The organism is Micromonospora sp. NPDC047738 (assembly GCF_040642675.1).
GTDB lineage: Bacteria > Actinomycetota > Actinomycetes > Mycobacteriales > Micromonosporaceae > Micromonospora.
In genome coordinates this window covers 460,524-473,898 of sequence record NZ_JBEYSO010000002.1, presented here as the reverse complement: position 1 = coordinate 473,898, position 13,375 = coordinate 460,524, and the positions used below count along the sequence as shown (strand labels likewise).

General features: G+C 71.7%; 14 protein-coding genes. 6 read left to right on the top strand and 8 right to left on the bottom strand.

The window, feature by feature from the left end; translation table 11 throughout:
* Nucleotides 1-84: 84 nt before the first annotated feature.
* Nucleotides 85-705 (top strand): putative glycolipid-binding domain-containing protein, encoded by a 621-nt coding sequence (locus ABZ783_RS05655; protein WP_357434784.1) that lies wholly within the window; start codon nucleotides 85-87, stop codon nucleotides 703-705.
* A gap of 16 nt (nucleotides 706-721) precedes the next feature.
* Here the strand turns inward: ABZ783_RS05655 and ABZ783_RS05650 are convergent, their stop codons facing one another.
* The 3 genes from ABZ783_RS05650 to ABZ783_RS05640 form a co-directional block, all read right to left on the bottom strand.
* Complete coding sequence (locus ABZ783_RS05650; protein WP_357434685.1) at nucleotides 722-1,813, bottom strand: PLP-dependent cysteine synthase family protein; 1,092 nt, start codon at nucleotides 1,811-1,813, stop codon at nucleotides 722-724.
* A gap of 22 nt (nucleotides 1,814-1,835) precedes the next feature.
* On the bottom strand, nucleotides 1,836-2,666 hold the full coding sequence (locus tag ABZ783_RS05645; protein WP_357434684.1) for an SDR family oxidoreductase: 831 nt from the start codon (nucleotides 2,664-2,666) through the stop codon (nucleotides 1,836-1,838).
* A 70-nt stretch (nucleotides 2,667-2,736) separates the two neighbouring features.
* The gene (locus ABZ783_RS05640) at nucleotides 2,737-3,195 is read right to left on the bottom strand and encodes an Lrp/AsnC family transcriptional regulator (RefSeq protein WP_357434683.1); all 459 of its coding nucleotides are present in this window, start codon (nucleotides 3,193-3,195) and stop codon (nucleotides 2,737-2,739) included.
* A 270-nt stretch (nucleotides 3,196-3,465) separates the two neighbouring features.
* Between ABZ783_RS05640 and ABZ783_RS05635 the strand changes: the two genes are divergently transcribed.
* Nucleotides 3,466-3,732: a BldC family transcriptional regulator gene (locus ABZ783_RS05635; protein WP_073834151.1), complete on the top strand. Its 267-nt coding sequence runs from the start codon at nucleotides 3,466-3,468 to the stop codon at nucleotides 3,730-3,732.
* Between the two features lie 30 nt (nucleotides 3,733-3,762).
* Here ABZ783_RS05635 and ABZ783_RS05630 read toward each other — a convergent pair whose 3' ends face one another.
* Entirely contained in the window at nucleotides 3,763-4,407 is a 645-nt protein-coding gene (locus ABZ783_RS05630) for a UbiX family flavin prenyltransferase (RefSeq protein ID WP_073834152.1), read from the bottom strand.
* 168 nt (nucleotides 4,408-4,575) lie between these two features.
* Here ABZ783_RS05630 and ABZ783_RS05625 point away from each other — a divergent pair, with 168 nt between their 5' ends.
* Nucleotides 4,576-5,571 carry a terpene synthase gene (locus ABZ783_RS05625; protein ID WP_357434783.1) on the top strand — a complete coding sequence of 332 codons (996 nt, stop codon included), beginning with the start codon at nucleotides 4,576-4,578 and terminating at the stop codon, nucleotides 5,569-5,571.
* An 8-nt stretch (nucleotides 5,572-5,579) separates the two neighbouring features.
* Here the strand turns inward: ABZ783_RS05625 and mqnP are convergent, their stop codons facing one another.
* Together mqnP and ABZ783_RS05615 are read right to left on the bottom strand one after the other, a co-directional pair.
* Nucleotides 5,580-6,494, bottom strand: a complete 915-nt coding sequence (mqnP, locus tag ABZ783_RS05620; RefSeq protein ID WP_073834153.1) for a menaquinone biosynthesis prenyltransferase MqnP — start codon at nucleotides 6,492-6,494, stop codon at nucleotides 5,580-5,582.
* Nucleotides 6,494-7,954 carry a menaquinone biosynthesis decarboxylase gene (locus ABZ783_RS05615; protein ID WP_357434682.1) on the bottom strand — a complete coding sequence of 487 codons (1,461 nt, stop codon included), beginning with the start codon at nucleotides 7,952-7,954 and terminating at the stop codon, nucleotides 6,494-6,496. Before ABZ783_RS05615 ends, mqnP begins: the two co-directional genes overlap by 1 nt.
* 406 nt (nucleotides 7,955-8,360) lie before the next feature.
* On the opposite strand from ABZ783_RS05615, the gene ABZ783_RS05610 reads away from it, so the two are divergent.
* Nucleotides 8,361-9,020 carry a hypothetical protein gene (locus tag ABZ783_RS05610; RefSeq protein ID WP_357434681.1) on the top strand — a complete coding sequence of 220 codons (660 nt, stop codon included), beginning with the start codon at nucleotides 8,361-8,363 and terminating at the stop codon, nucleotides 9,018-9,020.
* Between the two features lie 26 nt (nucleotides 9,021-9,046).
* A complete protein-coding gene (locus tag ABZ783_RS05605; RefSeq protein WP_357434680.1) occupies nucleotides 9,047-10,240 on the top strand; it encodes a S8 family serine peptidase in 1,194 nt (397 codons plus the stop codon).
* 308 nt (nucleotides 10,241-10,548) lie between these two features.
* On the opposite strand, the gene ABZ783_RS05600 is transcribed toward ABZ783_RS05605, so the two are convergent.
* A complete protein-coding gene (locus ABZ783_RS05600) occupies nucleotides 10,549-11,109 on the bottom strand; it encodes a carboxymuconolactone decarboxylase family protein (RefSeq protein WP_357434679.1) in 561 nt (186 codons plus the stop codon).
* Nucleotides 11,110-11,172: 63 nt separating this feature from the next.
* Between ABZ783_RS05600 and ABZ783_RS05595 the strand changes: the two genes are divergently transcribed.
* Nucleotides 11,173-11,643, top strand: coding sequence for a MarR family transcriptional regulator (locus tag ABZ783_RS05595; protein WP_357434678.1), 471 nt, complete (start codon nucleotides 11,173-11,175; stop codon nucleotides 11,641-11,643).
* 166 nt (nucleotides 11,644-11,809) lie between these two features.
* Here the strand turns inward: ABZ783_RS05595 and ABZ783_RS05590 are convergent, their stop codons facing one another.
* The gene (locus ABZ783_RS05590) at nucleotides 11,810-13,336 is read right to left on the bottom strand and encodes an ATP-binding protein (protein WP_357434677.1); all 1,527 of its coding nucleotides are present in this window, start codon (nucleotides 13,334-13,336) and stop codon (nucleotides 11,810-11,812) included.
* Nucleotides 13,337-13,375: the final 39 nt, after the last annotated feature.

The following is a 13,375-nucleotide window of genomic DNA, read 5'->3' as shown; positions in this document are numbered from 1 at the left end:
CCGTCGAGCGACTGCTCGGCGGCGGCGTCGCCGCATCCCGCGACGGCGTCGGTCGGGTGGCGTAACGTCCGGTTCATGCCCACGATGCCGAAGTCGTTCTTCTGGTCCAGGACCGACACCGCCGGTTCGGAGCACGCCGTCCTCGACGACCGCCAGGGCCTCACCGCGCAGGGCGTGATGCTGGCCGTGGACCCGATCCCCTACACCTGCCGGTACCGACTGACGGCCGGCGCGGACTGGTCGACGACCCGGCTGGAGGTCGAGGCCGACGGCGCCGGCTGGGCGCGGAGCGTACGCCTGGAACGCGACGGGGACGGGTGGCGGGTGCGCACCGGCGAGGAGGGCGACCTGGACGCGGTGCTGGCCGCGGCCGGGCATCCGCCCGCCGGGCTGCCCGGCACCGACGAGCCGGACCGGCTGGCCGCGGCGCTCGACGTCGACCTGGGCGGTGCCGCGCTGTTCAACACCCTTCCGATCCGCCGGCTCGGGCTGAGCCGGGCTCCGGCGGAGCAGGCCCGGCGGATCGCCGTCGCCTGGGTGCTGGTGCCGGGCCTGGCCGTGATCCCCGCCGAGCAGATCTACACCTCGCTCGGGCCGGCCCGGATCCGCTTCGCCAGCGACAGTTACACCGCCGACCTGGACCTCGACCCGAACGGCTTCGTGGTGCGCTACCCGGGGCTGGCCGAGCGGGTCTTCCCCCGCTGACCTGCCCCGCGGTCCGTCAGGCCGGCCAGGCGCCGGTGGCGAGGAAGCGGTCGATGGTGGCGTGGTGCGCGGCCAGGTCGAGGCCCTGCCCGGCGACCCAGTCGTCGGCGTAGTACGTGTCCGCGTACCGGTCGCCGGCGTCGCAGATCAGGGTCACCACCGACCCGGTCCGCCCGGCGGCGACCATCTCCGCGATCAGCCCGAACGCGCCCCACAGGTTGGTGCCGGTGGAGCCGCCCACCCGGCGGCCGAGCACCGCCGAACCGGCCCGCATGGCGGCCAGCGACGCGGCGTCCGGCACCTGGACCATCCGGTCCACCACCGAGGGCACGAACGACGCCTCGACGGTGGGCCGCCCGATCCCCTCGATCCGGGAGCCCCGGCCGGTCCGCACCGACCAGTCGGCGGCCTGCCAGGCGGGGTAGAACGCGGAGTTCTCCGGGTCGACCACGCAGAGCTTGGTGGGCAGCCGGCGGTAGCGGGCGTACCGGCCGATGGTTGCGCTGGTGCCGCCGGTCCCGGCGCCCACCACGATCCACGCCGGTACGGGGTGCCGCTCCAGGGCGAGCTGCGCATAGATCGACTCGGCGATGTTGTTGTTGCCCCGCCAGTCGGTGGCCCGCTCGGCGTACGTGAACTGGTCCATGAAGTGCCCGCCGGTGTCCTCGGCCAGCCAGCGGGCCTCGATCACCACCTTGGCCGGATCCGGGACCAGGTGGCAGCGCCCGCCCTGGAACTCGATCTGGGCGATCTTCTCCGGCGAGGTGCTGGCCGGCATCACCGCGATGAACGGCAGCCCCAGCATCCGCGCGAAGTACGCCTCGGAGACCGCGGTCGAGCCGGACGACGCCTCGATGATCGTGGTCGCCGGCCCGATCCAGCCGTTGCACAGCCCGTACAGGAAGAGCGAGCGGGCCAGCCGGTGCTTGAGCGAGCCGGTGGGGTGCACCGACTCGTCCTTGAGGTAGAGGTCGATGCCCCACTCGCGGGGCAGCGGGAAGGGGAGCAGGTGGGTGTCGGCGGAGCGGTTGGCGTCCGCCTCGACCGTGGCGATCGCCTCGGTCACCCAGGCTCGGCTGGCCTCGTCACACCGGTCGAGATGAGTCACGCCGGCAACGTTACAAGCGAGGTCAGCTCACGCCCGGGGGGACCCGGCGCGCCTGCCGGCGCTGGCCGGCCCGACCGGCGGCCCGGATCACCGGGGTGAGGGCCAGGGCGAGCCGGGGGAAGGTGTCGAGGAGCCGGACCTGGGCACCGCGCCAGCGTGGCAGGCTGACCACCGGGCGCGGGCGGCGGGCCAGCCGCGCCGCCCGTGCGGCCACGCGCTCCGGCGTGAGCAGCGACCCGGTGAAGGAGGCCAGGGCCCCGGGGTCGTCGAGCTTGTCGTGCAGCATCGGCGTCCAGATCCCGTCCGGGCAGAGGCACGACACGTGTACGTCCCGGATGCCGGCCATCCGCAGGTCGGCCAGGGTGCCCAGGCTGAACGCGAGCAGGGCGTGCTTGCTGGCCGCGTAGACGGTCTCGCCGGGGGCGGCGACCAGCCCGGCCAGGGAGACGACGTTGAGCACGTGCCCGTGGCCCTGTCGGCGCATGACCGCCAGCGCGGCGAGCGTCCCGGTCATCGCGCCGAGCGCGTTCACCTCGACCAGCCGCCGGCGGGTCGCCGCGTCGTGCGTCCAGGCGGGTCCGGTGGCCAGCAGGCCGGCGTTGTTCACCCAGAGCCCGAGCCCGCCGGCCGCCCCTGCCGCAGTGGCGGCGACCTCGGCGCAGGCGGCCGCGTCCCGGACGTCGAGCCGTCGGGACCAGCCGCCGAGCGGTGCCGCGGCGGCGGCCACCGACTCGGCGGCCACATCGGTGAGCAGGACCCGCCATCCGTCGGCGTGCAACGCGGCGGCGATGGCCCGGCCGAGCCCGCCGGCCGCCCCGGTCACCACGGCCGCTCCCCGCGCCGAGATCGTCATCGGCGCACCGTATCTCCGCAGCCAGGTCAGGACCAGAGGTCTCAGGGACCGGCCGGCCGGTGCGAGCCGGTCAGGAGGCGGAAGGCTCGATCGGCTGTGGCCGGTTCTCCCACTTGGTCGACAGGGCGATCCCGGTACGGGTGGAGGCCACCCCGGGCGTCCGGTTCAGCCGGACAATGAGCTGCTCCAGCTCGGCGATGGTGCCTACCCGGGCCTTGAGCAGGAAGGACTCGACCCCGGCCATGAAGTAGCAGGACTCGATCTCGGGCATTTGCCGGAACGCCTCCAGCACGTCGTCGGTGTCGGCGTTGGAGTCCTCAACGATGCCGATCAGCGCGGTGACCCTGAGCCCGATCGCCTCCGGCTCGACCTCGGCCCGGTACGCCCGGATGACCCCGCTCGACTCGAGCTTGCCGACCCGCTCGTGCACGGCCGGGGCGGAGAGCCCGACCTGGCGGGCCAGCTCGGCGTACGACAAACGGGCGTTGCCGCGCAGCAGCTCCACGAGGCTCAGGTCGATCGCGTCCACGGAGTGTCACCCTATCCGTTCGGGCGTAACGCCCGACGGTCGGCAACAGTTGAACATGACGTCATGTAACGGTTCACAAACCAGCAGTCAGGGCAGTTCTCGGCCGGTACCATTTACTAACTTCTCACTTCCGTGCGTTTTTCGCGTTTTGGCGGACAGGCCAGGTCGCTGGTGCTGTAATTGCCATACGTCCCTCATGACGGCTCTGGGCTCGCACCGGCCGGGGGCAGTGTGTTCAGCCGGGGGCTTCGTCGATGCGAGGAGGGGGCTGTGGACACTGGAGATCGCCTGCTGACACCGGGTGAGGTCGCCGCGCTGTTTCGGGTTGACCCGAAGACCGTGACGAGATGGGCAGCGGCCGGCCGGATAGGCAGCATCCGGACTCCAGGCGGGCATCGCCGGTTTCGGGAATCGGAGGTACGAGCTCTGCTCGAGGGGGAGGGCATGCTGGACGAGGCGGAGGACATGGGCAAGTCGCGCAACATGGGCCCGACCGCCTCGACCGGCCCCGGACCGGCGAACGCCGGCATGTACTGAGTCGGTAACGATCGGCACGCGGGCCGGCCGTCAGGCCCGGTCCGCGTCCCGCCGGGCCGCGGCCAGCTCACCTGACCAACGACGAAAGAGCGTGTGCGGTACGCCGAGCGCGTCCAGCACCTTGCCGGCCACGAAGTCGACCAACTGCTGGGCGGAGGCCGCCGCGCCGGCACCGTAGAAGCCGGGGCTGGCCGGCAGCACGACCGCACCGGCGTCGTGCAGGGCGATGAGGTGCTCCAGGTGGCTGCGGGTCACCGGAGTCTCCCGCGGCACCACCACCACCGGCCGCCGTTCCTTGAGGTTCACCTCGGCGGCGCGCTGCAACAGGTCCTTGGAGAGGCCGATCGCGATACCCGCGCAGGCCGCGGTGCTCGCCGGGACCACCGCCATCCCGCGTACCCGGTAGGAGCCGCTGCTCGGGCCGGCCGCCAGGTCGCCGGCGGGCCAGTGCCGCAGGTCCGCGTCGGCGAGGTCGCGGCCCAGCCAGGCGGCCAGGTCGTCGGCCCAGTGCGCGTCCCGGAAGGCGCGGCCGGTCTCGTCCAGGATGGTCAGCCGGGCGGCCCGGGAGACGATCAGGTCCACGGCCTCGCCGGCGTCGAGCAGGCCCCGGACGACCGCGGCCGCGTACGGCGTGCCGGAGGCCCCGGAGACGCCGACCACCCATGGTTCGCGCATACCGTCAAGCGTGCCTGGTCGGCCGGGCGACCGGGCGGGGACCCCCCACGGCACGCCTGGGCCGTCCTGCTTGTCCCACGACAAGCGCGGTTGTCCGACCGGGGCGGCGGGCGCCTCGTCGACCTGCCATGCTTCCGACGATCATTCATGTCCATGAAGGGATCGGTGATGACGGAGGCGGTGCTCCGCTCGCTGCGGTCCGACTGCCCGATCCGGCCCCGGCTCTCGCCGTATGCGGACGGGGTGCAGGAGTGGCTGGGCGACCAGCTCGACCAGCTCGGCCTGCTCCGGGACGCCGCCGCCCGGGAGCGGCTGGCCCGGGCCGGTTTCGCCCGGTACGCCGGCCGGCTCTACCCGGACGCCACCGAGCCCGACCTGCGCGCGCTGGCCGCTCTGTTCGCCTGGTTCTTCCTGGTCGACGATCTGTGCGACGGGCCGGGGCGGCCCGACCCGGCGGGCATCCGGGCGCTGCGGGATGGGACGTTGGCCCTGCTCCGGGAGGGCCCCCGGGCCCGCCACCCCGGCTTTTCCGGTCCCCTGCGCCGGCTGCTCGTGCAGGCGTGGCGGGAGCCCCGGCGGCGGATGCCGGCCCGCTGGCGGCTGCGCTTCTCCGACGCCGTCGCCGACCATCTCGACGGTGCCTGGCGGGAGGCGGCCGCCAAGGCCGCCGGCCGCCCGCCCGGGATCGAGGAGTACGTGGCGCTGCGCCGGGCCACCTCGGCCGCGTACGTGTCGTACCCGCTGATCGAGTTCGCGACCGGCCGGCCGCTGCCCGACCCGGTCTACCACCATCCGGCGCTGCGCCGCCTCGCCGAGCTCGCCAACGACCTGCTCTCCTGGTTCAACGACCTGGCCTCGCTGGACCGCGACCGGGCCACCGCCGGCGGCCACAACCTGGTGCTGGCGCTGGCCGCCGAGCGGGGCGTGCCGGCGGCGGACGCGGTGGCGCTGGTCGCCGACCGCTGGCGGGCCGAGATGGCCCGCTTCATGGCGCTGCGCGCCGCCGTACCGTCGTTCGGCCCGGCGCTGGACGGGTCGGTCGCCGTCCACCTCGACGGCTTCTCGAACGCGGTCCGCGGCACGGTCGACTGGACCTTGGAGAGCGCCCGTTACCCGGCCGGTTCCACCCGCCGACCCGGGCTCACGGGCACCGCCGCCCGCTGACCTTCGACTCAGGCCCGCAGGCCGAGGCGGACCACGAGGTCGAGCAGGGCGAACACGAACAGCGCGATGCCGACGAATCCGTTGGCGGTGAAGAACGCCCGGTTGACCTTGCTCAGGTCGGTCGGGCTGACCACCAGGTGCTGGTAGCCGAAGGCGAGCGCGGTGAACGCCAGCCCGATCCACCAGAGCCAGCCGAAGCCGACCAGCGCGCCGAACCAGATGAACAGCGCGAAGGTCACCACGTGCGCGACGGTGGAGGCGTGCAGCGCGAAGCGCAGCCCGTAGCGCGCCGGGACGCTGTGCACGCCGATGGTCCGGTCCACGTCCGCGTCCTGGCAGGCATAGATCAGGTCGAAGCCGCCGATCCACAGGCCGACGGCCGCGCCGAGCAGCCAGGCCGGTCCCGAGCCGGCGAGGGTGCCGGTGACCGCCAGCCAGGCGCCGACCGGCCCGACCGCCTGGGCGACCGCCAGGATGGCGTGCGGCCAGTTGGTGAACCGCTTGCCGTAGGGATAGACGACCAGCGGGATCACGGCGAGCGGCGCGAGCGCCAGGCAGAGCGGGTTGAGCAGGGCGGCGGCGGCGAGGAAGACCACCACCGCGACAGCCGCGCCGGTCCAGGCGGTCCGCAGGCTCACCGCCCCGGTGACCAGTTCCCGGTTGGCGGTACGCGGGTTCCGCGCGTCGATCCGTCGGTCGAGGATCCGGTTGGCGGCCATGGCGAACGTCCGCGCCCCGACCATCGCCACGGTGATCAGCAGCAGGTCGACCCAGCGGACCCGGCCGCCGTGGACCTGCATCGCGGTCAGCGCGGACAGGTACGCGAACGGCAGCGCGAAGACCGAGTGCTCGATCGTGACCAGCTTGAGGAACGACTTGACCTTGCCCGGGCGTGCCACCGGGGCCTCGGCGACGGCGGCCATCAGATCCCGTACTCCTTCCAGCGCTTGTCGACCAGCGAGACCACCTCGGGCGACATGGTCATCTCCTCCGGCCAGCCCCGGGTGTAGCCCTCGGCGGGCAGCTTGCGGGTCGCGTCGATGCCCGCCTTGCCGCCCCAGAACTGCTGGTACGACGCGTGGTCGAGGTGATCCACCGGCCCCTCGGTGATCAGCAGGTCGCGGGCGTAGTCGACGTTGCCGAAGGCCCGGAAGGCGACCTCGTTGTAGTCGTGCACGTCGCAGTCCTCGTCGACGATCACGATCAGCTTGGTCAGCGACATCAGGTGCGCGCCCCAGATCGCGTTCATCACCTTCTGCGCGTGCTTCGGGTAGCGCTTGCGGATCGACACGATCGCGCAGTTGTGGAAGACCCCGGCGGCCGGCAGGTCGTAGTCGACGATGTCCGGGATCAGCAGCTTGAGCAGCGGCTGGAAGATCCGCTCGGTGGCCTTGCCCAGGCCGTGGTCCTCCTGCGGCGGCTTCGAGGTGACGATCGAGTGGTAGACCGGGTCGCGCTGCATGGTCATGGCCTCGATGTGCAGCACCGGGAACGGCTCGACCGGGGTGTAGAAGCCGGTGTGGTCGCCGAACGGCCCCTCGGGCAGCCGCTCGCCGGGCTCCAGGTAGCCCTCCAGCACCACCTGGGCGTGCGCCGGCACCTGCAGCGGCACGGTCAGGCAGTCGACCATCTCCACCCGCTCACCGCGCAGGAAGCCGGCGAACAGGTATTCGTCGATGTCGCTGGGGAGCGGCGCGGTGGCCGCGTACGAGACGACCGGGTCGCAGCCGATCGCAATGGCGACCGGGAGCCGCTGGCCGAGCCGCTCGGCGACGGCGTGGTGCGCGGTGGAATCCTTGTGGATCTGCCAGTGCATGCCCAGGGTGTTCCGGCTGTGCTGCTGGAGCCGGTAGAGGCCGAGGTTGCGCTTGCCGGTCTCCGGGTGCTTGGTGTGGGTCAGCCCGAAGTTGTGGAAGATCCCGCCGTCCCCCGGCCAGACCTGCAGGCCCGGCAGCCGGTTCAGGTCGACGTCGTCGCCCCGGTAGACCACCTGCTGGCAGGGCGCGGTCTTCACCTTGCGCGGCGGGACCGACTTGAGCTGCATGACCTTGCCGAGGCCCTCGCGGATGCCGGACCAGCCGACCGGCAGCTCCGGCTTGATCAGCCCGCCGATCCGCTCGCCGATCTCGTCCAACGAGTCGACGCCGAGCGCCATCGCCATCCGCTTCTCGGTGCCGAACAGGTTGATCGCCACCGGCATCTCGCCCCGGGTCGGCCGCTCGAAGAGCAGCGCCGGGCCGTCGGTCCGCACGGTCCGGGTGACCACCTCGCTGATCTCCAGCGTCGGGTCGACCGGGACGATCACCCGCCGCAGCTCGCCCGCGCGCTCCAGCGCCGCGAGGAAGTCCTTGAGATCGGTGTACGGGAAGCCACGAGCCGCCATGACCGCCAGTGTCCCCCACCGGCCACCGGCCCGGCCCCGCCGGGGTCCCTGGATGGCACGGTTGGCCGCCGGCCACCCTGATCAACCTCCTCCGCGCCGTGGGTGGGCACCGTGCACACCTCGATGGGAAATCTGAGCATCGTGCACGGTAGCTCCGGCAGGATGCCGCGTCATAGCGTGCTCCCTGCATGCAGGAAGGATCGTTTTGTCATACCCTCAGCCACCCCAGTCGTTCCCGGGGCCGCCGCCCCAGCCGGGCTATCCCGCGGTGCCACACCCGCATCCACACGCAGGACCGCCCCTGCCCGGGGCGCCACCCGGCCTTCTTCCGGCACCGCCGGTCAAGCGGAAGGGCACGAAGCGCAAGGTCTTCGGCATCCTGATCGCGGCGCTCAGCATCTTTCCCATGCTGATCGGCGGTGTCGTCGTCCTACAGGCATACAAGAACCACCAGATCCAGGTCTCGAACGACGCCTTCAACCCGGTGGCCTGGCACAACCTGAAGACCGACGAGATCTTCCCCGACCACCTCGGCTGGCCACGCCGTGACGAGGAGACCCGCGCGTGGTCGCGGCAGGGGATCGTCGAGGAGACGTCCTGCAAGGAGGCGCTCCGCAAGGATTTCGCCGAGGCCCTCACGGCAGAGAACTGCAAGACCGCACTGCGCGCCACCTACATTCACATCGGCGGGGACACAGCGGCGACCGTCGCGGTCATCGTGCTCGATTCCTTTGACGAGGCCGAGCCCGTCCTCGAGGAAAAGTTCTTCTGGGCCAAGGACCCCGGGCCGCTGGTCCGTCCAGTAGCGGTTCCCGGCACGCCCGCCGCCATGTGGGTCAAGGAGCGGGCTTTCACCGGCGGCGCGGCCGGGGTCGGGCTCGACATGCCCTACATGGTGGCGATTTCGGTTGGCCCGGCCGACGGCACCCGGGACATCGGCGCCCTGCCGGGGGAGTGGAAGCTGGACGGCAGACACGAGACGCAGAGCTATTGGGAGACCTCCAACACGCTGCTAATGGGCTTCGCCCGGGAGCTGGATTACGCGATCACGGGACGGGGCGAATGATCAGGTTCTCGTCACGGGTACGGCAGATGATCGCCGTTCCGGCCGTGCTCGCCGCAACCGCCGGCATCGTCACCGGCACACCGAGCCCGGCCTTCGCGGCACCGAACGGGTGGGAACTGGCGGCGATGTCCGTGCCGGCCGCGCACAAGATCAGCAAAGGCGAGGGGGTCACGGTCGCCGTCATCGACACCGGGATCCGCACCGACCACAAGGCGCTGCGCGGCCGTGCCACGGAGGGCACCGACTTCCTCGGCGAAACCGATCAGAACGAGTCGTGGTACGGCCGCCACGGCACCTCCATGGCCTCCAGCGTGCTGGATGTCGCGCCAGCCGCCAAGGTGCTGGGCCTTCGAGCCATCCGCGACGATGAAGATCCGGACTTCCAGACCTGGCTTGAGCAGATGGAGAGCTACGGAGAGAACCCGGAGAAGGAGAAGCGCGAGGGGTTGGCCCTGGAGCGGGCGATCCGTGCCGCCACCGACCAGGGCGCCAAGGTGATCTCCATGTCGCTCGGCAGTGAGTCAGGCTTTGCGTCCTATGTTGACGACCAGGCCGAGGCGATCGCGTACGCCCTGTCGAAAGGCGTGGTGGTGATCGCCGCCGCCGGCAACGAGGGTGACGAGCTCAACGAGCTGTCCTACCCGGCCGCGTACCCAGGGGTGATCGCCGTTGGCGCGGCCACCCCACAGGGCACACGGGCGGAGTTCTCCCAGGTCCACAACTACGTCGACGTCGTCACGCCCGGGGTGGAGATCTACTCCGCCTACATGAGCGGCGGACGCAAGAAGGTCCAGGGCACCTCGTCGGCCACCGCGCTCGCCGCAGGCGTCGCGGCGCTGATCGTGTCGAAGTATCCCGACCTGTCGCCGCGCCAGGTCGAACAACTCCTCCAGCGGACCGCCTCGACCCACCGCAAGGGACACAACCCGCAGACCGGGTACGGCATGGTCGACGCCGAAGCCGCGCTCAGGGCGGCCGCCGGCCTGAAGCCGGGCACGGCCGCCCTGCCGGTCGGCAAGCAGGGCGCGGGCGGCCACTTCGGCCCCGGCGACGACGGCACCCCGCAGCGCATCGGGCAACCGTGGGACCGGGCGTACCTGGTCATCGGCGGCATCGGCGGCGGGCTCGGACTGCTCGGTCTGGCCGTCGGCCTGTTCCTGTTCCTCGCCGGCCGCCGGGCCGCAGCGCGCAGCAGGCTACCGGCCCTCGCGTCACGCTGATCACCAGCACGGCAACAGCGGTGGGCACCCGCACCCGCGGTGCCCACCGCTTCGCCGCACGGTCAGGTGAGCAGGAGGTTCTGTCGGTGATCTGCTTCGCGGCGCGCTACCTTTTGCCCCGCTTCGTCAACAGCACGATTGCCACGGCAATGGCGCCGGTGACCGCCAGGCAGAGCACGCCAGCGATGAGTGCGAACAAGATCGAGCGTCCCATGACGGGGCAACTTACCGGATCCCGTCCCGATAGGACGCAGCGCTACAGGGCCCGTAAACGACGAGAAACCAGGAGGATTCACGGCAATCCTCGGTCAGGCGGCCGGCTCCCAGGCGTACGCGGCGAGGGGCGGGTCGAGCGGGGCGTCGGTAAGCCGGTTGGCGAAGGTGGAGATGGTGTACGTGCCGACGCCGAGCACCACGTCCAGCGCGTGCCGGGGCAGCCAGCCAGCGGCGAGGAAGGCGTGCAGCTCGTCGTCGGGCACGGCGCCCCGGTGGTCGAGCACGGCGAGGGTGAACCGGCGCAGCGCGTCGAGGCGCCGGTCGGGCAGGTCGGTGCCCGCGCGGAGCGCCGCGACCAGCTCGGGCGGGCCGTCGTGCCGGGTGAGGGTCGCGGTGTGCATGGCCACGCAGAGGTGGCACTCGTTGCGGGTGGCGACGGTCAGCACCACCACCTCCCGGGCAACCGGGTCCAGGTCGGTGGCCTCGAAGACGGCGTTGGCGGTGAGGAAGCCCTTGAGCAGCTCCGGGGACTCGGCCATCAGCGCAACGGCGGCGGGCAGGTGACCGAGTTTGCGGTGGACGCCGGCCATGGTGGCGCGGGCGGCGGCGGGCGCGGTGTCGGGGGTGTGTGCGGTGAAGACGCCTCGGGACATGCCGAGCCCTCCCAGGTACGATAGTCAACGTGGTTGACCAAATAGTAAACGTGGTTGTCGAACGTGACAACGCCTGACCGCGCCGGCTTCGCGCTCCCGCTGCTCCTGCTCGCCGGCTTCCGTACGCTCATCGACGACCTGCACGCCGAGCTGGCCCGGCAGGGCCACCCCGACCTGCGCCCGGTGCACGGCTTCGTCCTCCAGGCGGTCGGCGTGCCCGGCACCACCGCCAGCGAGCTGGGCCAGCGCCTCGGCGTCTCGAAGCAGGCGGCGGGCAAGACCGTCGACCGGCTGGTGACGCTCGGCTACCTGGAACGCGCCGACGACCCCGCCGACGCGCGCCGCAAGCTGGTCCGGCTGACCGATCGAGGACTGGACGGGCTGCGCCGCTCGGCGGTCGTGTTCGACCAGCTCCGGGATCGCTGGGCGGCGGTCCTGGGCACCGACCGGGTCGCGGCGCTGGAGGACGACCTGCGCCGGATGGTCCCGGCCGACGTCTTCCGCCTCGACGTCCCCGGCTGGTTCGGCACCTGACCCGTCAGGACCGGCTACGCCTCAGCGACCCGACCTGCAGGAGCAGAAGTTATGCGAATCTTGAGCGCGCGGCGGCGCTGACACGGCAGGAGGCCCGGTCGGGCCGCCCGGTGACGGGCCAAACAGCCCGATCGCGTCGGACGGTAGCGACCCGGAAAGCGTCCTGTCAGGCCCGCAGCTCAGGTCCTGGAAGAGAAGTGGAGGCCCTGCCCTCGATGCCATAGAGCACTCCCGGGTCCACCAGGATGACGTCCGGTCGCGTCGACGCGGCCATGATCAAGTCCTCAGTGAACCCCTCCGCGCTCGCCAACAGCAGGCGAGTGTGGGCGGTGTCGACTCCTGGACGGCGGACGAGCAATTCCCGTACGCGCCGCAACCGCTCCAGGTCCGCCTGACCCAACCGTCGGCCCCACTTCGTCTCCCCGATCGCGAGCAGCGGACGCGGACCGTCGCCGAGCGGCGGCTCACCCAGCGCGACGAGATCCAGCTCGTGGCTGGTACGGGAGGACGGGTCCGTCACGGTCGCGGCACTGGCCTCCGCGACGATGCCGTCGAAGACGTCGAGATCGGCGAAACGGATGGCCCACTGCCGAACGATCTCCTCGAATCGGGGGCCGAGGACCGCACTGGCGTATCGACGCTTCGACCTACGCCAGACGTCTCCGCCGCGCCGCTGTTCCAGCGCGGTCCAGGCGGGTCGCATGACGGCCTGGTAGAAGGTGATGAGCGGTTCGGTGATCCGGTAGCTGCTGCGTCCGCTCCGCAGCGGGTCCGGTTCCCGCACCAGCAGGCCGGCATCCTCCAGCACGGTGAGTGGATGTTGCAGGTCATTCGCCTTGCGTCCGATGTAACCGGCGATCCCGCCACGACTGGCGTTGCCCTCGGCAACCGCCGACAGCACGGAGTGGTAGAGCGCGGCATCCCGCAGATCAGGATCCTCGGCGAGCAGGTAACGCGCCTCCCGGAACAACGGCCGCGCCGGGTTGAGGACCGCACGCACCACCCAACTGTCGAAGTCGTCCGGACCGCTCGGCGCGTCGTCCTGGACGTACTCCCGACGGTAGGCCGGCGTCCCACCCACGATGGCGAAGACCTTCACGGCCAGCAACGGGTCCTCGATGCCCCAGAACGCCGCGGCGGCCCGATAGTCCAGCGGCTGCACCGGTAGCTCCAGGCCGGCCCGGCCGCGCAGCGGGGCGGACCCGGCGAGCAGGCCACCCATGAAGGACAGGGCCGATCCGCAGAGCAGCAGGCGGGTACGGGACTCGGCACGTTCCGGCCGCCCGGGCGTAAGGGCGTGCTGGATGATCGACGGAAGGTCCCGGGCCGCACGTACCAGATACGGGAACTCGTCGATGACCACGGTCACCGGGCGTTCCCGGCCCAGGGCGAGCAGGGCATCCACCGCCGCGCTCCAGTCCGCCAGCTGAACCGGGCCCGGCGCATCCGCGAAGGCGCCGAGCGCCTCGCCGAGCCGCCGTAGCGCATCCGCCGCCGTCGCCTCGGTGGCCCCGAAGTAGAAGCCGCCGCTGGCTCGGGCCAGCTCGTAGAGCAGGAGCGTCTTACCCTGCCGGCGTCGCCCACTGACCACCCCGAGCGTCGCGCCAGGGCGCTCGTCGGTGGCGAAGCGGGTCAGCTCGGCCCACTCGACGTCCCGGTCGAAGATCCCCTTCGGCTTGGACAGTTGAGCCACGAGAGCCACCGCATTTCATAGAACTACAGTTCTTAGAAG